At 60.4% G+C, this 19,612-nt stretch carries 16 protein-coding genes; 12 read left to right on the top strand and 4 right to left on the bottom strand.

Annotation, left to right across the window (positions count from 1 at the left end; genetic code table 11):
• Positions 1-2 precede the first annotated feature (2 nt).
• The 5 genes from JZX87_RS03185 (at position 3) to JZX87_RS03205 (ending at position 6,058) form a co-directional block, all read left to right on the top strand.
• Positions 3-908, top strand: coding sequence for a carbohydrate ABC transporter permease (locus JZX87_RS03185; protein WP_206823774.1), 906 nt, complete (start codon positions 3-5; stop codon positions 906-908).
• A gap of 1 nt (position 909) precedes the next feature.
• Entirely contained in the window at positions 910-2,025 is a 1,116-nt protein-coding gene (locus tag JZX87_RS03190; protein WP_206823782.1) for an ABC transporter ATP-binding protein, read from the top strand.
• 29 nt (positions 2,026-2,054) lie between these two features.
• The gene (locus tag JZX87_RS03195) at positions 2,055-3,323 is read left to right on the top strand and encodes an ABC transporter substrate-binding protein (RefSeq protein ID WP_206823785.1); all 1,269 of its coding nucleotides are present in this window, start codon (positions 2,055-2,057) and stop codon (positions 3,321-3,323) included.
• A gap of 66 nt (positions 3,324-3,389) precedes the next feature.
• Entirely contained in the window at positions 3,390-4,955 is a 1,566-nt protein-coding gene (gene pglA, locus JZX87_RS03200; RefSeq protein ID WP_206823787.1) for a polygalacturonase PglA, read from the top strand.
• Positions 4,952-6,058 carry a glycoside hydrolase family 88/105 protein gene (locus JZX87_RS03205; protein ID WP_206823793.1) on the top strand — a complete coding sequence of 369 codons (1,107 nt, stop codon included), beginning with the start codon at positions 4,952-4,954 and terminating at the stop codon, positions 6,056-6,058. Before pglA ends, JZX87_RS03205 begins: the two co-directional genes overlap by 4 nt.
• Before the next feature lie 55 nt (positions 6,059-6,113).
• Here the strand turns inward: JZX87_RS03205 and JZX87_RS03210 are convergent, their stop codons facing one another.
• Positions 6,114-7,151 carry a dipeptidase gene (locus tag JZX87_RS03210; RefSeq protein ID WP_148145218.1) on the bottom strand — a complete coding sequence of 346 codons (1,038 nt, stop codon included), beginning with the start codon at positions 7,149-7,151 and terminating at the stop codon, positions 6,114-6,116.
• A 208-nt stretch (positions 7,152-7,359) separates the two neighbouring features.
• Between JZX87_RS03210 and JZX87_RS03215 the strand changes: the two genes are divergently transcribed.
• The 7 genes from JZX87_RS03215 (at position 7,360) to JZX87_RS03245 (ending at position 15,073) form a co-directional block, all read left to right on the top strand.
• Positions 7,360-8,958, top strand: coding sequence for an ABC transporter substrate-binding protein (locus JZX87_RS03215; RefSeq protein WP_206823794.1), 1,599 nt, complete (start codon positions 7,360-7,362; stop codon positions 8,956-8,958).
• A complete protein-coding gene (locus JZX87_RS03220) occupies positions 8,955-9,968 on the top strand; it encodes an ABC transporter permease (protein ID WP_206823795.1) in 1,014 nt (337 codons plus the stop codon). Before JZX87_RS03215 ends, JZX87_RS03220 begins: the two co-directional genes overlap by 4 nt.
• The gene (locus JZX87_RS03225) at positions 9,965-10,867 is read left to right on the top strand and encodes an ABC transporter permease (RefSeq protein ID WP_206823917.1); all 903 of its coding nucleotides are present in this window, start codon (positions 9,965-9,967) and stop codon (positions 10,865-10,867) included. The genes JZX87_RS03220 and JZX87_RS03225 overlap by 4 nt, the downstream gene beginning before the upstream one ends.
• A 3-nt stretch (positions 10,868-10,870) precedes the next feature.
• Positions 10,871-11,698 (top strand): ABC transporter ATP-binding protein, encoded by an 828-nt coding sequence (locus JZX87_RS03230; RefSeq protein WP_148145221.1) that lies wholly within the window; start codon positions 10,871-10,873, stop codon positions 11,696-11,698.
• The gene (locus tag JZX87_RS03235) at positions 11,695-12,438 is read left to right on the top strand and encodes an ABC transporter ATP-binding protein (RefSeq protein ID WP_206823796.1); all 744 of its coding nucleotides are present in this window, start codon (positions 11,695-11,697) and stop codon (positions 12,436-12,438) included. Before JZX87_RS03230 ends, JZX87_RS03235 begins: the two co-directional genes overlap by 4 nt.
• 136 nt (positions 12,439-12,574) lie before the next feature.
• Positions 12,575-14,080: a serine hydrolase domain-containing protein gene (locus tag JZX87_RS03240; RefSeq protein WP_206823798.1), complete on the top strand. Its 1,506-nt coding sequence runs from the start codon at positions 12,575-12,577 to the stop codon at positions 14,078-14,080.
• Positions 14,081-14,188: 108 nt separating this feature from the next.
• Positions 14,189-15,073: a LysR family transcriptional regulator gene (locus JZX87_RS03245; RefSeq protein ID WP_206823799.1), complete on the top strand. Its 885-nt coding sequence runs from the start codon at positions 14,189-14,191 to the stop codon at positions 15,071-15,073.
• Positions 15,074-15,122: 49 nt separating this feature from the next.
• Here the strand turns inward: JZX87_RS03245 and JZX87_RS03250 are convergent, their stop codons facing one another.
• From JZX87_RS03250 to JZX87_RS03260, 3 genes are all read right to left on the bottom strand, one after another.
• Positions 15,123-15,989, bottom strand: a complete 867-nt coding sequence (locus tag JZX87_RS03250; RefSeq protein ID WP_206823800.1) for a D-amino-acid transaminase — start codon at positions 15,987-15,989, stop codon at positions 15,123-15,125.
• A gap of 30 nt (positions 15,990-16,019) precedes the next feature.
• The gene (locus JZX87_RS03255; protein ID WP_206823801.1) at positions 16,020-17,069 is read right to left on the bottom strand and encodes a P1 family peptidase; all 1,050 of its coding nucleotides are present in this window, start codon (positions 17,067-17,069) and stop codon (positions 16,020-16,022) included.
• A gap of 257 nt (positions 17,070-17,326) precedes the next feature.
• Positions 17,327-19,606, bottom strand: a complete 2,280-nt coding sequence (locus JZX87_RS03260) for a molybdopterin-dependent oxidoreductase (RefSeq protein ID WP_206823803.1) — start codon at positions 19,604-19,606, stop codon at positions 17,327-17,329.
• Between the last annotated feature and the right edge of the window lie 6 nt (positions 19,607-19,612).

Below are 19,612 nucleotides of genomic sequence, written 5' to 3' on the forward strand. Positions count from 1 at the left end.
CCATGACCGATCTTACTTTGCCCAAAACCGCGGCCCGCAACTCTGATGAAGCCGCTGCCGCAAAACGCGCCCGCATGGACCTCATCTCCGCTGTCGTCCGCTACTCGCTGCTTTTCGGCGTCGGTTTCCTGATGCTCTACCCGCTGATCTGGCTGGTCGGCGCGAGCTTCAAGACCAATTCGGAGATCTTTGCCGGCGCCGGCTTCCTGCCGGAGAGCCCGACAGTCGAAGGTTATGTCCAGGGCTGGCAGACGTCCACGCCCTATACATTCGGCCGGTTCTTCTGGAACTCGTTCCTGATCATCCTGCCCAAGGTCATCGGCACGGCAATCTCCTGCACGATGGTGGCCTACGCCTTCGCCCGCTTCGAGTTCCCGCTCAAGAAGGTGCTGTTCGGATCGGTTATCGCCGTTCTGCTGCTGCCGAACGTTGTCACCCGTATCCCGCAATACATCCTCTTCCGGGATCTCGGCTGGCTGGATAGCTTCCTGCCGCTCTGGGTGCCCTCAGCGCTCGCCGGTGATGCCTTCTTCGTCTTCATGCTGGTGCAGTTCCTGCGCTCGCTGCCGACGGACATGGAGGAAGCAGCTCGCGTCGATGGCGCAAACAGCCTGCAGACGCTGATCTTCATCGTCGTCCCCATGCTCGGGCCCGCGCTGGTCTCGGTCTGCCTGTTCCAGTTCATGTGGACGATGAACGACTTCCTCGGACCGCTGATCTACATCTCGTCGGTCGACAAATATCCGGTGAGCCTCGCGCTCAAACTCTCAATCGATACAACCGAAGCCTTCGAATGGAACCGCATCCTGGCGATGTCGGTGCTCACCATCACCCCTGCGCTTGTCGTGTTCTTCGCAGCGCAACGGTACTTCATCGAAGGAATCTCTGCGGGAGGCAGAAAGGGCTGACATGGCACAGGTACAACTGAAAAACCTCGAGAAAGTCTACAACAAGACCAACAAGGTCGTTCACGGCATCGATCTTGATATCAAGGACGGCGAGTTCATGGTCCTGGTCGGCCCGTCGGGCTGCGCCAAGTCGACGACACTGCGCATGGTCGCCGGCCTCGAAGAAATTACGGCTGGTGACGTCATCATCGGCGGAGAGCGCGTCAACGATCTCTCGCCAAGCAAGCGGCAGATCGCCATGGTGTTCCAGAACTATGCGCTCTATCCGCATATGAAGGTGCGCGGCAATCTCTCCTTCGGCCTGCGCATCGCCGGTCGTCCGAAGGCGGAAATCGCCGCCGCAGTCGATAAGGTCGCGGAAATCCTTGAAATCGAACCGTTGCTCGATCGCCTGCCGAAACAGCTTTCGGGCGGCCAGGCCCAGCGCGTCGCGCTCGGCCGTGCACTCATCAAGAACCCCGGCGTCTTCCTCTTCGACGAACCGCTGTCGAACCTCGACGCCAAGCTGCGCGCCTCGATGCGCGTCCGCATTACCGACCTGCACCGCCAGTTGAAGGCGGAAGGCAGCTCGCCGACCGTCATCTACGTCACCCACGACCAGACGGAGGCAATGACCATGGGCGACCGCATCTGCGTCATGCAGGCCGGTCACATCATGCAGGTCGCCACCCCGAAGGAACTCTACAACGCTCCGGCCAATCTTTTCGTCGCAGGCTTCATCGGTACGCCGGAAATGAACCTCGTCGAAGGTGCTATGGAAGGCGGAGAGTTCATCATGGGCAGCCAGCGCCTGGCGCTCGGCAGCGATCTCGCAGACCGGCTTTCCAGTCAGCCCGGCAACGCCGTTCTCGGCATCCGCCCGCAGCAGTTCTCACTGGTCTCGGAAGGACCGGCGCTGCAGGCAAAACTCGTGAATGCCGAGTTCATGGGCCACGAAGTCTACATGCATGCGGATTGCGAAGGCCGCAGGCTGGTGAGCGTGGTGGGTGCTGCAGAATTCGAGGCAAGGGGACAATCCGACGTGATCCGCCTGCGCCCCGACCCGAAGACATTGCACGTTTTCGACAAGTCAGATGGCCGCAACGTTTCGCTGCATGGAGGCAGCATTGCGGCATAACAATTTAAAGCCAATTTGAGGAGGCAACCATGAAAAGCATACTGAAATCATCCGTCTTTCTTGCAGGAGCAGCCCTTGCGGTCATCGCAATGGCCCCATCGGCAAGCGCCGCGGAACTGCGCATGTCGTGGTGGGGTGGTGAAAGCCGCCACGTCGCAACGCAGAAGGCAATTGCCGCCTGCGGCGCTAAATATGGACACACGGTGAAGGGCGAATTCACCGGTTTCGACGGTTATCTGGAAAAGCTGACGACCCAGATGGCAGGCAAGACGGAAGCCGATATCATCCAGGTCAATTGGCCGTGGCTGCCGCTGTTCTCGAAGGACGGCAAGGGTTTTGCCGACCTGCGCACCCTGAAGGGTCTCGACCTTTCGAACTGGAGCGACGGCGATCTGGAATCGGGCTCCACGAATGGCGTGCTGCAGGGCCTGTCGGTCTCCACCAGCGGCCGCGTCTTCTTCTTCAACACGACGACACTTGAAAAAGCCGGCGTAGCCGTTCCGACCACCTGGGATGAGTTCTTTGCTATGACCAAGACGGTCAAGGAAAAGCTCGGTCCGGATTACTACACCTTCAACGCAGTCAAGGAGACGGCGCATCTTCTGATGACGCTGGCCGTAACCCAGGCCACCGGCAAGGGCATGGTTGATCCGAAGACCAACCGTGTAGCCTGGACACCTGAAGAACTGGCAGCCGGCATCGACTTCCTCGGCAAGCTGGTGGAAACCGGCGCGATCCGCTCGCAGAAGCAGGAAGCAGCCGACGGTAACGTCAACCTCTTCGAAAAGCCGGCTTGGTCGGAAGGCAAGATCGCAGGTTCCTACGAATGGGATTCGACCTATTCGAAATATGCCGATCCGCTGAAAGACGGTCAGGTCCTTAAGCCGGTACCGATGCTGAAGATGACCAATGGCAAGAGCGAAGGCGTCTTCCGCAAGCCCTCGATGGTCTTCTCCATCTCGAAGAACTCGAAGAACCCGGAAGCAGCAGCACAGATCACCAACTGCTTGCTGAATGAACCGGAAGGCATCGACATTCTCGGTACGTCGCGTGGCATTCCGGCCTCCAAGGCCGCCATGGCACGACTGACCAATGCCGGCGAACCGGAAGTCCGCGCCGCCAACGCAATCGTCATGGCCTCCGAAGGCCCGACGATTTCACCCTTCGACGAAAATCCGGTCATCCGCGGCATCATCATCGATACGCTCGAAGAATATGCCTACGAGCAGATCAACTCGACGGAAGCCGCCGAGCAGATCATCGATGGCGTGAACGACGCCCTGAAGAAGTTCGACTAAGCGCGGACGGAACTCTCCACCCGGCCTGATCGCGGGCCGGGTGGTGCATAAATCAAGAGAGAAACGATGAACAAAGCCATTTCAGTTGCGATCTCCGCACGGATCGCGGCCATAAGGCTGGCTGTGCCTGGCGCACGTCATGCCCTGCCGCAACCGTTAGCCTGGCGCTTGTTGCGCAATGGGGAAAGTGACCCCGTACAGCAGGGAACGGCAACCACCGTGGTGACCCTCCTTGATGCACTTTATCCCGCCACGGATTATCGTTTCGAGGCGGAAGGTTTCGAGCCTCTTTCATTCCGGACCCGCGATTGCGCCGGCCTCGTGCGGGCAGCCGATTATGGGCTTGTTCAGAATACCGATCTGTCCGACCTAGCCGCAGCGCGCAAAAATGCCGACGCTCTTGCCAAGGCTTTGGCGGACACCCCCTTGGGTGGCACACTCTATATTGCACCCGGCACATGGACAGCCTTCCCCCTGAAGCTGCGGAGCGACCTGACCCTGCATCTCGCAGAAGGTGCGGTGCTTCGCGCACCGAGCGTCCGCGACGGCTGGCTGATCCTCCCGGCGCGCGCTGACGACGGCCGCATGCTGGGCAGCTGGGAAGGACTACCCGATGCCTGCTTTGCAGCTCCCGTTCATGCCATCGGCGCGGAACGTTTGACGATCGAAGGCAAAGGCACTCTCGACGGCTCCGGCAATGCCGGCGACTGGTGGACATGGCCGAAGGAAACCCGTGATGGCGCACGCCGTCCGCGCGGCCTTCACCTGGTCGATTGCAAAGAGACCCTTCTCCTCGGCTTCACCATTCGCAATGCTCCCTCATGGACCGTCCACCCGCAGGGCTGCGACGGACTGGCGGCGGTGGCACTCCACATCCAGGCGCCCCATGACAGCCCCAATACCGACGGCTTCGACCCCGAAGGCTGCCGCAATGTGACGGTCGAGGGAGTGCGCTTTTCCGTCGGCGACGATTGCATCGCCATCAAGGCCGGCAAGCGCGGCAACAAGGGCGAAGCGGACCACCTGAGCGAAACCCGCGGCGTCGAAATCCGCCATTGCCTGATGGAACGCGGCCATGGCGGCGTCGTCATTGGTTCGGAAATGTCCGGCGGCGTTCATGATGTGACTGTCGAGGATTGCGATATGGTCGGCACCGACCGCGGTCTGCGGATAAAGACCCGCCGCGGTCGTGGCGGCGGCATCAGCAACATCACCATGCGCCGTGTAAAGATGGATGGCGTCCTGGTTACGCTTTCGGCCAACGTCCACTATTTCTGCGATGCAGACGGCCATGACGACTGGGTCCAGTCTCGGACACCTGCACCGGTCGTCGAGGGAACGCCCTATGTCGACGGCATTTTCGTCGAGGACGTCGATGTCTATGGTTTGGCGCTTGCCGCAGGCGTCTTCCTCGGCCTGCCGGAAATGCCGGTCCGCAACATCCGCATCCGCGGCCTGCGCATCCACTCCACCGACCCGGCCGCAATAGCGGCACCTCCCATCATGGCCGATGGCGTGCGGGCCATGCGTCACGAACAGATCCTCTGCGAACATGCGCAGATCGACATCGATGATGCGAGCCTGCTCTCCACCGACCCGATCTCCCTCCCAAACCTACTGGCACCCCGATGAAACCCACCGACTATTTCGACCAATTCTGCACTCGCTACCAGGCCTACAAGAACGGCAACTGGTGCTATGAGGACGGCTGCATCTATCGCGGACTGGAACTGCTCTATCAGGCAACTGGCGAGCAGCGCTGGCTCGACCATATCCTGCGTCTGATTGATCCCCAGGTCAGCCCGGACGGAAGCCTTGCCGGCTACACTCAGGAAGAGTTCAACATCGACAACGTCCTGCCGGGACGTGCGTTGATCTTCCTTGACCGGCAAACCGGCGATCCCCGCTACATGGCGGCAGCACGCCGCCTGATCGCACAGCTCGATGCGCATCCGCGCATCCCGGCCGGCAACTACTGGCACAAGAAGCGCTATCCCTCCCAGGTCTGGCTGGACGGGCTCTATATGGGCCTGCCCTTCCAGGTCGAATATGCGCTCCGGTCCGGTGAAACGCCAAGGATCGCCGATGCCCTGCAGCAACTGGCAACGGCACTCGCGCTGACCCAGGTCGGCAACGGACTTTATGTCCACGGCTATGACGACAGCCGCGCGGAAAAATGGGCAGATCAACTCACCGGCAAATCTCCGGCTGTCTGGTCGCGCGCCGTCGGATGGCTGATCATGGCGCTGGTCGATATCCTCGCGGTTCTTCCCGCAGATCAGGCAACGGCAACGCTGAGAAAACAGACACGCGCGGTTCTTCTGGCACTTGCTGAAAGACAGCAGCCATCCGGTCTCTGGCAGCAGGTGCTGGATGCTCCGGATCTTGCCGGCAATTACGACGAAACCTCTGCATCGGCCATGTTCGCCTATGCCCTGCTGCGGGCCGAGCGACTGGATTTGACATCCCCGGAAGAAGCGTCGAAAATCCGCGCCTCCGGCCAGAAGGCGGCAGAAGCGCTTGTCGACACACGACTTGTCGAAGAAAACGGCGAAACCCGCCTTGTAGGCATCTGCCAGGTGGCAGGCCTTGGCCCCTTCAATGGCCGTTATCGTGACGGCTCGCCGGCCTATTATCTGGTCGAGGAAGTCGTGGCCGATGACGCCAAGGGGGTGGGCCCCTTCATGATGGCCTATGCGGAAGCCACGCTTGCGATCAGGGCAAAGGCTGCCTGACCATTAATCGGAACAACCTGGCGGCATGCTCTCATGCCGCCAAATCACTTAAGTCTCAAGCAGCCCAGCTGCGTTCCAGAACCGAAATCCAGTTCTCGTGGCCGATCTTCTTAAGTTCGGCATCGTTGAAGCCATGCTTGCGCAGAGCTTCGACCAGCAGCGGCAGACCGGCTGCATCCTTCATCTCGGCCGGAATGGTCGTGCCGTCGAAATCGGAGCCGAGCGCCACATGCTCGATGCCGATACGCTCCGCGATATAGGCAACGTGGCGCACCAGGAGATCGATGCTGGTATTCGGGTCCTTCACCCCGTCGTCACGCAGGAACAGCACACCGAAATTGATGCCGGCAAGCCCGCCCGTATCGCGGATTGCGTCGAGCTGGCGGTCGGTGAGATTGCGGCTGTGGTTGCAAAGCGCATGCACGTTGGAATGCGAGGCAACCAGCGGCGCCTTGGAAAGCTTGGCGATCTCCCAGAAACCTGCCTCGTTCATATGCGACAGGTCGATCATGATCTTCAGCTCGTTGCAGGCACGGATCAGGTCGCGACCGGCATCCGTCAGGCCCGGACCGATATCCGGCGATGACGGGTAGCGGAACGGCACACCGTAAGCAAAGACATTCGGCCGGCTCCAGACCGGGCCGAGCGTGCGCAGACCCGCCTGATGCAGCACGTGAAGTGCATCCAGATCGGCAGCGACCGCTTCCGCTCCCTCGATATGGAAGACCGCGGCAAAACTGCCGGTTTCGATCGATCGGCGGATATCGTCGGCCGTGCGGCATACGGTCACTGCGCCCTGCGAGCGGGCTTCGATATCGAAAAGAAGCCGCGCCATCGCCAGCGTCTCATTCAGCGCATCGGGCTGCAAAGGTGTTGGATAATCCCCGTTCGCGTCCTTCGTCATGCTTGGCGAGGGCACGTAAATAGCGCATAGACCGCCGGCCAGGCCGCCGGCCCTGGCGCGAGGCAGGTCGATATGTCCTGTTTCTTCGCCTTCAATAAAACGCTTTACCGGATCGTTGCCGCCACCACGTCGCAAGCGGAGAAGCACGTCGTTGTGGCCATCGAAAATCGGGAGAGGATTGTTCAACATTTTCAAAATCGTCCTGCCGGAACCTATCAGTTGTGGCTATCCGTAAGTAGGTGGGGCCGCGGTCGCAAATGCAAACCGCGCATAACCTATTCGAAAAATGGAATTGGTCGGCCCGTAAACGCACTGTTAAGACGCGCGACAAATTGCGGCAAAATCTTGCTGACCCTTCAAATTATGGGGGTTCAGTTGTTCAATGGGGAATATAGCAATGGTATCCAGACGTAACTTCCTGATCGGCGGCGCAGCCCTGCCCTTCCTGTCCTACATCAACCTGGCCGACACCGTTTTCGCGGCCACGCCGAAGGACATCCTGGTTGTTGCCCAGCAGCTCGACAACATGACCAGCCTTGACCCGCATGAGGGTTTTGAGGCCGTCGGTGGCGAGATGATCAGCAACATGTACGAAAAGCTGGTTCGCGCCAACAGCGACAACCCCAATGAAGTCCTCCCGGTCATCGCCGCTTCCTGGGAAGCCGATGCCGACAACAAGGTCTTCACCTTCAAGCTCGGCAACTCCACCTTCGCCTCGGGCGCAGCTGTTACCGCAGACGACGTTGCGTTCTCGCTGCAGCGCGCCATCAAGATGAACAAGAGCCCGGCCTTCATCATCAACCAGTTCGGCTTCACGGCAGAAAATGTCGAAGCCATGATCGTTGCCAAGGACGAAAAGACCGTCACGCTGACGACCGAAAAGCCGACCGCAATCTCCTTCCTGCTGTTCTGCCTCTCTGCAAACATCGGCGCCATCGTCGAGAAGAAGACGGTTCTCGAAAACGAAGTGAACGGCGACCTCGGCAATGCCTGGCTGCAGAAGAACAGCGCCGGCTCCGGTTCGTTCAAGCTTCAGTCCTGGAAGGCTTCCGAAAGCATCGCGCTGACGCTCAACGAGCATGGCCCCTACAAGGGCAACCTCAAGCGCGTCATCATCCGCCACGTCGTCGATCCGTCCTCGCAGATGCTCATGCTGCAGAAGGGTGACGTCGATATCGCACGCGACCTTACCTCCGAGCAGCTGAAGGTTCTGCAGTCCGACGAGAACGTCGTTCTGGTGCGCAAGCAGATCGCATCCCTGATGCTGATCTCGATGAACCAGACAAACCCGAACCTTGCCAAGCCGCAGGTCTGGGAAGCCGTCAAGTGGGCGCTCGACTACGAAGGCATCCAGAAGAACATCATCCCGCTGACGCACGCCGTTCACCAGAGCATGGAACCGGCAGGCTTCCCGGGCACGGTCATGGATACGCCGTTCCAGAAGGATGTCGCCAAGGCCAAGGCGCTGATGGCGGAAGCCGGTCTCGCAGACGGTTTCGACATCACCCTCGACCACTACTCGGCACAGCCGGCTCCGGATATCGCCCAGGCGATCCAGTCGAACCTCGGTGAAATCGGCATCCGCGTGAAGCTGCAGTCGGCTGAAAACCGTCAGGTTCTCACCAAGATGCGCGCCCGCCAGCATGAAATGGCGCTGTCCGCATGGGGCACCGACTATTTCGACCCGAACTCCAATGCCGAAGTCTTCTGCATCAACAAGGACAATTCGGACGACGCCAAGAAGAAGCCTTTCGCATGGCGCTCCAGCTTCAAGAACGACGAACTGACCGCCAAGGCGGAAGCTGCCCGCGACGAGAAGGACCCGGCAAAGCGTCTGGAACTCTACGAAGCCCTGCAGCGCGAATTCATGCACAACAGCCCGTTCGCGGTCATGTTCCAGAACACCAAGACCGCAGCTTGCCGCAAGGGCGTCACCGGTTTCCAGATCGGCGTTCTGTCTGAAGGCAACTCCTACCTCGGGACCAACAAGGCGTGAACAGACGTTTTAAAAGCCTTGCAGCAACACTGAGCAGCGTCCTCCTGACGCTGTTCGGTTTGACTGTCCTGACTTTCCTCATCGGCCGGGTCATGCCGGTCGATCCGGTCATTGCCGCCGTTGGCGACAATGCGCCCGAGGATGTCATTCTTCGCGTACGCGCCGAAATGGGCCTTGATCAGCCCATTCCGGTGCAGTTCCTGCACTATCTCTACCAGCTGGCACACGGTGATTTCGGCATGTCGGTTCTGACCAAGAACCCGGTCGCTACCGATATCGTCCGCTTCTTCCCGGCCACTTTCGAGCTTGCCACCGCAGCCCTCATCCTGGCTGCGCTGATCGGCATTCCGCTCGGCGTCTGGGCAGCTGTGCGCCAGGGCACGTTCACCGACCAGGCGATCCGCGTCGTCTGCCTCGCAGGCCATTCCGTGCCCGTGTTCATGCTGTCGCTGATCTCGCTTCTGATCTTCTATTCCTGGCTCGACATCGCCCCCGGCCCCGGCCGCCAGGACATCATTTTTGACGGCATGATCAATACGGTCACCGGCATCCTGACGATCGACACCCTGCTCGCCGGCGATTTCGATGCCTTCAAGGACGCGCTTGCGCATATGGCCCAGCCGGTCATTATCCTTGCCTATTTCTCGATGGCCTATATCGCTCGTATGACGCGTGCCTTCATGATCGACGCATTGAAGGGCGAATATGTCATCACCGCCCGCGCCAAGGGCCTGTCGCTGACGAAAGTCATCTGGGGCCACGCCTTCCCAACAGTTGCAGTCCAGCTCGTCACCGTCATGGCGCTGACCTATGCCGGCCTTCTCGAAGGCGCCGTCGTCACCGAGACCGTGTTCTCTTGGCCGGGTATCGGCCAGTATCTGACCGTATCGCTTATGAATGCGGACATGAACCCGGTCGTCGGCACCACGCTGCTGATCGGCCTCATCTATGTCGGCCTCAACCTGATTGCGGACATCCTCTACCGCGTCCTCGATCCACGGGTACAATAATGAACGCCACCTTCCGAAACTGGGCGCTGGACGAAAATCCGTCCTCGCGCCGCCAGGCCGCCTGGGGCAACTGGTACCGCATCTGGCTGAACCTGCGCGGCAATCCGCTTGGCATGATCGGCTTGACCATCATCGCCATTTTCATCGGCATCGCCATCTTCGCGCCGCTGCTTGCCACCCACGATCCGGCAATGCAGGATCTCGGCAACCGCCTTGCGGCTCCGAGCGCACTGCACTGGTTCGGCACCGATGAACTCGGCCGTGACATCTATTCGCGCCTTCTCTACGGCGGCCGGGTCACGCTCGGCATGGTCATCGCCGTTGTCGTGCTCGTCGCCCCGATCGGTCTCGCCATCGGCTGCATCGCCGGTTATTTCGGCGGCATCGTCGATACGATCCTGATGCGCATCACCGACATCTTCCTCGCCTTCCCGCGCCTCGTTCTGGCTCTCGCCTTCGTTGCGGCGCTGAAGCCGGGTGTCGAAAGCGCCATTCTCGCTATCGCACTGACCGCCTGGCCGCCCTATGCCCGCATGGCCCGCGCCGAAACGCTGACGGTTCGCGGCAGCGACTTCATCGCCGCCTATCGTCTGACCGGTGGTTCTTCCTGGCGCATCATCTTTCGTCACATTATGCCGCTTTGCGTGCCGACACTGATCGTTCGCGTCACGCTCGACATGTCGTCGATCATCATCACCGCCGCCTCGCTCGGCTTCCTCGGCATGGGCGCACAGCCGCCGTCGCCGGAATGGGGAGCGATGATCGCGACAGCCAAGCGCTTCATCTTCGAACAATGGTGGGTCGCCGCCATTCCCGGCATTGCCATCTTCTGCGTCTCGCTCGCCTTCAATTTCCTTGGCGATGCGCTGCGCGACGTTCTGGATCCGAAGGGGAACTGACGGATGCTGGTCGATATTCAAAACCTCAAGATCGGCTTCAAGTCGCGCACCGGCTTCCACCAGGCAGTCAAGGGCGTGTCGCTGAAGCTTGGCACCGAAAAGCTGGGCATTGTCGGCGAAAGCGGCTCGGGCAAGAGCCTGACCGCCCGCGCACTGATGAAGCTTCTGCCCACGCAGACCGTCATCGAGGCGGACAAGCTGGAATTCGACGGCATCGACATCCGCTCGGCGTCGGAAAAGCAGATGCGCACGATCCGCGGCAAGCGGGCCGGCTTCATCCTGCAGGATCCGAAATATTCGCTGAACCCGGTAAAGACCGTCGGCAGCCAGGTCGCCGAAGCATGGCGCACCCACAAGGGCGGCAGCAAGCGCGCAGCGCTGGAAGCGGCGATCAACCTTCTGGAAATGGTGAAGATCCGCGATCCGAAAAAGGTCGCCGCCTCCTACCCGCACGAAGTCTCGGGCGGCATGGGCCAACGCGTCATGATCGCCATGATGCTCGCCCCCGATCCGGAACTGCTGATCGCCGACGAGCCGACGTCTGCGCTCGATGCCACGGTGCAGGCCGAAATCCTGCGCCTGATCGAGGAACTGGTGTCGGAACGCGGCATGGGCCTTCTGCTCATCAGCCACGACTTGCCGCTCGTTTCGCATTTCTGCGATCGCGTCGCCGTCATGTATGCCGGTCATGTGATGGAAGAACTGAAGGCGTCGGACCTGCTCTCCGCGCAGCATCCCTATACGCGCGGCCTCTTGAACTGCATGCCCTCGCTGATGCACCCGAAGGAGCGCCTGCCCGTCCTTACCCGTGATCCGGAGTGGCTGAAATGACGATCGAGATCGACAATCTGCGTATCAGCTTCGTTGGCCGCGAAGTCGTCAAGGGCGTGTCCTTCAAGGTCGCCAAGGGCGCAAGCTTCGGCATCGTCGGCGAAAGCGGCTCAGGCAAATCCACCGTGCTGCGCGCCATGGCCGGCCTCAACAACGACTGGTCCGGCCGTATCGCCTTTTCCGGCGAAAACGCCCCGCTCTATCGTCCGCCTGCCTTTTTCCGCAAGGTGCAGATGGTGTTTCAGGACCCCTACGGTTCGCTGCACCCGCGCCAGACGATTGACCGCATCCTGTCGGAACTGCCGCTCGTGCACGGCATGGACAATATCGACGACCGCATCGCCAAGGTGCTGTCGGCCGTTGCCCTGCCGCAGACCGCGCGCTTCCGTTATCCGCACCAGCTTTCGGGCGGCCAGCGTCAGCGCGTCGCAATCGCTCGCGCCCTGATCGCAGAACCGGAAGTTTTGCTGCTCGATGAGCCGACTTCGGCGCTCGACGTCTCGGTTCAGGCAGAAATCCTCAACCTTCTGGCTGATCTTCGCGCAGAGCGGAACCTCACCTATGTGATGGTCAGCCACAATCTCAGCGTCATCGCGCATCTTTGCACTGAGGTCGGTGTGATGATCGATGGCCACATGGTTGAACAGGTAACTGCCGAGGACCTGAGACTCGGTAATGTCAATCACGCTCATACCCGCGAATTGCGCAGTCTGAGCGTGGAGCTCGAAGAACCGGCCTGACCTACGCATCGACCCGAGAACCGGTACGGTTTTCGGAAAGTACGATGCGTCACGAAAGTGCTACAGCGCCATTGCGGCGCTGTAGAGGGTTCTGGCGGACCCGGTCCGGTTCTAGAGCAGTAAGTGGAGAAGCGAGATGTCGATCACGGCCAACTGGGATAAAGCGCAACAAGCTGTCAGAAAATTCACTGACGGATGGGGTGCGGATCAGCCCGGTGGTGCAGTGATCGGCTTCGACGCCAACGGCATCCGTTTTGCCGAGCTTGGCGGTGTCGAAAGCCTCTCCACCATGGCGCCTTTCGGCGCCGATACGGTCGTGCGTTACGCCTCCGTCACCAAACACGCTTTCTGTGCGATGGTCCTATCACACCCGGAAGCAATCTCCCTCGACGACAAGCTCGGCCAGCATCTGCCCGAGCTTCAGGAGCCGATGGCAAGTGTCACGGTCGCCCGCGCGCTGGATATGAGCGGCGGCCTGCCGGACACACGCGAATGCCTCTCCCTTCTCGGTCTCTCGGTCTATACCGAAACCAAGGCCGGCCCGCTGATGGAGTTTCTCGCCCGCCAGACGCGCCTAAACTATGAGGCAGGCACCGAAGTTTCCTATTCCAATACTGGCTATCGCCTCGTCGAAACGGCACTGGAACGCAAGGGCCTCTTCTTCCGCGATTTCATCCGCGATGCAGGCGCAAAAGCCGGCGCCACGCTTGATGCCCCCGATCTCTGGAACGATGCCGTTGCGGGTCTCGTACCGGGCTACTGGCACGATGGCGAAAAATGGCAGCTCTCCGCCGCCGGCCTGCATATCTCCGCCTCCGGCAGCATGACCGGCAGCGCCACAAGCCTCGCCAACTGGCTGCGACTCCTGCTGTCCGGAAACGCGCCCTTCGCTGGCACGCTTGCCCGCCTTGCCGCCCCCCGCGCCCTGAAAGATGGGGCCGAAAGCGGCTACGGCCTCGGCATCTGCCGCACTGTGCTGGATGGTCACGAATTCACCGGCCATGGTGGCTCCCATCCCGGCTACAAGACCTATTTCCTTCTCGATCAGGCAAACCAGACCGGTTTCGTCATCGTCTCAAACCGCGAGGACACCAACGGCAGCAAGATCGCGCAGGAAGCCATGGCAGCCCTCTTCGATCTCGCCCTCCCCGTCCCCTCCTCTGCCCTGACCGACGGCCTTTATGCCAGCGAAACCGGTCCCTCCTGGATTGAGGTCAAAGGCTCCAGCGTCAACTGGCTCGACGCAGATACCGCCGTTTATGAGGACGAAGACGGTTATGCCTCGTCCTTCTCCGCCACGTCTCCCATGCGCCTGAAGATGGATGGCACGGCGATCGTCGGCCAGATCGGCTACCCCGCCCGCCGCCTCCATCCGGCTGTCGATACAGGCGTCCCGGCATCGCTTTCCGGCCGCTGGTTTTCCGATGAAGGCGCGACGTTCGAGATCGACGGCGAAACCCTCGTTATGGGTGTCGGCCCGGTCCGTCACCGCATGCCGATGACCGCGCTCGGCAACGGCCGCTTCCTCTTCACCTTAAAGGACGGCCCCTGGACGAAGCGTGTCTGCCTGCATCTCCTATCCGAAAGCCGCCTCGAACTGGTTCTGTCACGCGCGAGAATGATCGAATATAACCGCGCCTGACGGCAGCGTACTGACACGGTCGCATTCCAAAAGCATGATCTGCTGATTGCATTTTGCCGTCATTCGGACCAATGGAAGACCGCAGCCGGTTTTGCATTGGAGTTCGCCGTGGAAGTCAAATGGCTTGAAGATTTTCTGGCGCTGGCGCAGACGCTGAACTTTTCCAAGGCTGCAGACGAGCGCAACGTCACCCAATCCGCATTCAGCCGCCGCATAAAGCAGCTCGAAGCCTGGGTCGGCACCAGCCTCATCGACCGCGCCACCTATCCTTCACGCCTGACCGAAGCCGGCAAGCGTTTCGTGCCGATCGCCGAGCAGACGCTGCAAAATCTCTATCAGGCCCGCCGCAATCTGCAGCATGAGGAAGGCAATGACGCCCGCACCGTGACGCTGACGGCGCTCCACACGCTGTCCTTCACCTTCTTTCCGGATTGGCTGACGGATCTCAGCGCCAAGCTCGGACCAATCGTTTCCCACATGCGGCCGGATTCCGGCAGCATGGAAGAAAATTTGAATTCCCTGATCGACGGTGATTCCGACTTTCTGCTGACCTACCAGAACCTGCATGTGCCGATGTTGCTCGATCCGCAATTCGAACATCATACGCTCGGGGCAGAAACGATCATCCCCGTCAGCGGCCCGGATAAGCAAGGCGCGCCGCTTCACCAGGTCGAAGCGGGCTTCGCACATGTAAGCTATCAGAAGACGTCGTTCTTCGGTCAGTTGATGGCCGGTGCCCTGGCAACACGCCTGCCGACGGACAATCGCGTCCATGTCGGCAGCCATTCCATCGGCCTGAAAAGCATGGCCCTGGCGGGCTGGGGCGTGGCATGGATGCCGGAAAGCCTCGCCAATGCGGAACTGGCGGACGGAAGACTTGTCCGCGCAGCAGAAAATGACTGGGATATCGAGGTCGAAATCCGCCTCTATCGCTCGAAGGAAAACCGGCGGCCCATCGTCAAACGCATATGGGAGACATTGGCCGCCGGCTGATGTTCTTGGCAACTCCAATCTCCGGAATCGCCCTGAAACAACGAAATGCTTAGACCGCCGTGCGGCGGGCATTGTCCATGTAGAGCTTGCGCAGGCGCGTAAACATCGGACCGGGCTTGCCGTCACCGACAGGCTTGCCGTCGATCGATGTGATCGGCACGATGAAGTTGGACGCGCTGGTGAGGCAGGCCTCGCGCGCCGCCATGGCTTCCTCGACGGTGAACAGACGCTCCTCGACGGCCAGCCCCTGCTCGCGGGCAAGTTCGAGCACGGCCAGACGCGTGCAGCCCGGCAGGATGGCGTTGCCATTGCCACGCGTAACGATCTTGTCGTCATTGGTGATGATATAGGCGGTCGACGACGCACCTTCGGTAACGAAACCATCCTGAACCATCCAGGCCTCGTCGCAGCCTTCCGCCTTGGCGATACGCTTGGCGAGAACCTGCGGCAAAAGGCAGACGGTCTTGATATCGCGGCGTTCCCAGCGCTGGTCCGGCACGACCTTGACCTTCAGGCCCTTTTCGACGGCGGCGACATGTTCCAGCGTCTTTGCCTGGGTGAAGAGCAGAAGCGTCGGCTCGAGATTTTCCGAATAGAGGAAATTCCGGTCTTCCGCGCCGCGCGTGTACTGCAGGTAGATCACGCCTTCGTTCAGCTTGTTCTCTTCAACCAGACGCTTTTCGATGGCAACGATCTCGTCGGTCGAGATCGGCAGATGACCGCCGATTTCGCGCACGCTGCGCTCAAGCCGCGTCATGTGGAGCGGGCTGTCGATCAGCTTGCCGTCCAGCACGGCCGTCACTTCATAGATACCGTCACCGAAGAGAAAACCGCGATCGAAGATCGACACATGGGCTTCGTTCTCGGGCAGGAAGGCACCGTTCAGGTAGACGATGCGGGGTGCGTTGGCGGACATGGAAACTCCGTTGGACTGTATGGAAAAAGATCACCGACGCTTGAGAGCATCGAGAGAAATGGCATGAATGGTCGAAGGTTTGTTCGTCCCGGCATTGTAGCCATGGGTCGTTTTTGCCATCGTCATCGAATTGAGGATCGCTTCCTCGGCAGCCTCGATGACGGCTTCGAAGAGCGGCGAGACGATATCGTTGGATAGAACCGGATAATGAGCGACCGCCTTGCGGCGCTCCGGCGTGCGGCGCACCTCTTCAGCAGTTGAGAATGCCAGCGCATAATCGCCCGAACCGTTGCTGAGCGCGGCCCCCGTGCGGGCCAGCCCGCCAAAGCAACGCTCGGCAAGTCGTTTCAGATTACGCGAGCAGAGCGGCGCATCGGTCGCCACGATCATCACGATCGAGCCGTCCTTGTCATGCGTGCCTTCCCCCTCATAAGGCTTGCCGGCAACCATCAGCTTGCCGCCGTAATTGGACTGAACCAGCACGCCGATTGTGTAATCAGCACCACCCGCTTTCACGACACGCGAACTGGTGCCGATCCCGCCTTTGAGGCCGAAGGCAACCGTACCGGTACCGGCGCCGATTGCCCCCTCTTCGACCGGACTTGTCTTCGCGGCAGCAAGCGCCGCCGCCATCTCGTCCACGGTCGGACGGGCAGCACGAATATCGTTCAGCCTGGAATCATTGGTCTCGCCGACAACAGCATTCAGCGACACGACGCGCTCGTTACCGGCCTGTGCCAGCGTATGCCGGTTGATCGCCTCGATGGCACGGCCGACACCGAGCGTATTGGTCAAGAGGATCGGCGTTTCGATCTCGCCAAGCTCGGCGATCTGCGTCGAACCCGCGAATTTGCCGAAACCGTTGAATACGGCGAGTGCTGCCGGCACCTTGTCCTGAAACAGATTGCCGGAATGCGGCAGGATGGCGGTCACACCCGTGCGCGTCCGCTCGCCTTCGACACAGGTCACATGGCCAACGGCAATGCCCACGACATCGGTGATCGCATTGAGCGCGCCGGGCTCGTAATAGCCGATGGAAATACCGAGATCACGCAGGCGCGCACGATGTTCAATGGTCATTGAATGGTTCCGGTCTTCAAAGTGGCCAAAGACTACTTCAGCCCGATCCGAACCGGCACAACAAAAACGGAATAGTTTCAGACCACCTTTGCAAGAGGATGACCGACAGCAACCACTCCCCATATTGACAGGTGAGCACAGGCGAATGCCGAAACACCTTATACTCAAGACACCTGCCGTTTCGGACACCATCGTGACTTCCGGCCAGACAAGATCACCTGCGAGCCAAGTCCCAGCAGACGGGATCGTCGCATGGTTTAGGCCGCAAATTCCGGGTGCTCGAAGGCCTGTACGCTGGCCGCATAGTCTTCGTCGACCTTGCGAACCCGGACCAGACATGTCTGAGCGCTACATCCCTGCGACAGCGACGACGAAGGCACATCCAGCGTCAGGGCATTGGGATTGCCATGGCGCTCCAGACTGCGGTCAAAATCCATGTCGAACCAGGCCCCCGTCGAGAGCCTGACCACACCCGGCATGATCGCGTCGGAAATCACCACGGCCGAAATCAGACGTCCTCGCTCGTTATGGATTTCGACGAGATCTCCCTCGCTGAGATCGCAATGCTGTGCATCCGTGGGGCTGATGAAAACCGGCTCGCGCCCCTTCACCTTCCCCGCCTTGCTGTGAGGGCTTGCGTCCGGCTGGCTGTGCAGACGTCGCACAGGCTGGTCGGAAATCAGATGGAACTGATCCTCGCTCTCCCGGTTGCCCAGCCATTCCGGCGGCTCGAACCATGTCGGATGACCGGGGCAATCATCAAGGCCGAAGCTGTCGACCATCTCGGAAAAGATCTCGATCTTGCCGGAAGGGGTCGGAACCGGGCTCTCTTCGGGACTTTCACGAAAATCCTGCAGCATCACCACCGGAAGTGCCTGGGGCTGAAGGTCGAAAAGACCATCCTGCCAGAACTGGTCGAAACTCGGCATCTCGACACCCTTTTCGCGAGCATTAGCGGAGGTCACGCCATAAAGCCGCCGCAGCCAGCCTTCCTCATCGAGATTTTCGGAAAAATTCACGCCCATGCGCAGCGCAAGTCCGCAAAAGATATCGAAGTCGTTGCGCGCCTGCGCATGCGGTTCCGAAACCTTGTGCATCGCCACGATCAGATCCTCGCCGCCGGATGACGCAATATCGTTGCGCTCCAGAGGGGTCGTGACCGGCAGTACAATATCCGCAAGCTTGGCGGTCGGCGTCCAGTAGGGTTCGTTGACGATGATCGTCTCCGGCTTCTGCCAGGCCTTCAGCAGCCGGTTGAGATCCTGGTGATGATGGAACGGGTTGCCGCCTGCCCAATAGACCAGCCGGATATCCGTATAGCGATGCTCCTTGCCGTTATAGGTGAAGGCCTCGCCCGGATTGAGCAGCATGTCGGTGATGCGGGCCACCGGGATGAACGTCTTGACCGGATTTTCCCCTTGCGGGAACGCACCCGACTTGAAGCGGACATTGTCATGGCCGACGGAATTGAGCGCGCCATAACCGACCCCAAAGCCGCCGCCTGGCAATCCGATCTGCCCCAGCATTGCCGCCAGCGTCACCAGCATCCAGAAGGGCTGCTCGCCGTGGACGGCACGCTGCAGCGACCATGAGATATTCAGCATCGTTCGGCTGGACGCCATCTCGCGGGCGAGCGACGCGATCCGCTCGGCATCGACGCCGCAGAGTGGAGCAGCCCATTCTGGCGTCTTGGCGATCCCGTCGGTCTCGCCCGCTAGATAAGCCGAAAAACGGCCATATCCGACGCAGTGACTGTTGAGGAAATCCAGTTGCGCCAGTTCTTCGGTGTGAAGCACATAAGCCAGCGCCAGCATCATCGCGACATCGGTGTTCGGCCGGGCGGCGATCCACTCGCTGTCGACCGGCATATTGTCCGAGACCGGGCCGATATTGATGAAGCGCGTGCCGTTCTTCTCCATCTCCAGCATACCGGCCACCACGCGGTGCCGCCCTGCCCCGCCGGCCGACATCTGCGCATTCTTGACCGGCACACCGCCGAAGGTGACGAAAAGCTCGGTATACTTGGCCATCACATCGAAGGATGTATGTCGATCCAGCAGGAATTCGGTGGAGCCTATCGCATGCGGCAGGATCACCCGTCCGGCGGCGAGACTGTAATTGTCGACCGACGACACATAGCCGCCGATCAGGTTGAGAAAGCGATGAACCTGGCTCTGCGCATGGTGGAAACGCCCCGCACTTGCCCATCCATAAGAACCGCCGAAGATGGATTCATTGCCGTGCTCACGCCGCACCCGGTCGAGTTCGGCCGCCAGAAGATCAAGCGCCGTATCCCAGTCGACCTCGACGAACGGCTCGCGCCCGCGCAAATGCGGATTGGCAGCCGGTCCCTTTTCGAGCCAGCTCTTGCGGATCGAAGGCCTGCGGATCCTCACATCCGTCAGGTCTTTTGCAGCCATGTGCAACCCGATCGGAGACGGATCGGGATCTTGCGCAAAACCTTCAAGCCTCAGCCCAGTCTCGCCGGCTTTCACTTCATAGACGCCCCAATGGGCCGCAGTGAATGTCTTACCCATTGGTGA

Origin of the sequence: Agrobacterium sp. Ap1 (assembly GCF_017313375.1) — a bacterium.
Taxonomy (GTDB): Bacteria; Pseudomonadota; Alphaproteobacteria; order Rhizobiales; family Rhizobiaceae; genus Neorhizobium; species Neorhizobium cellulosilyticum.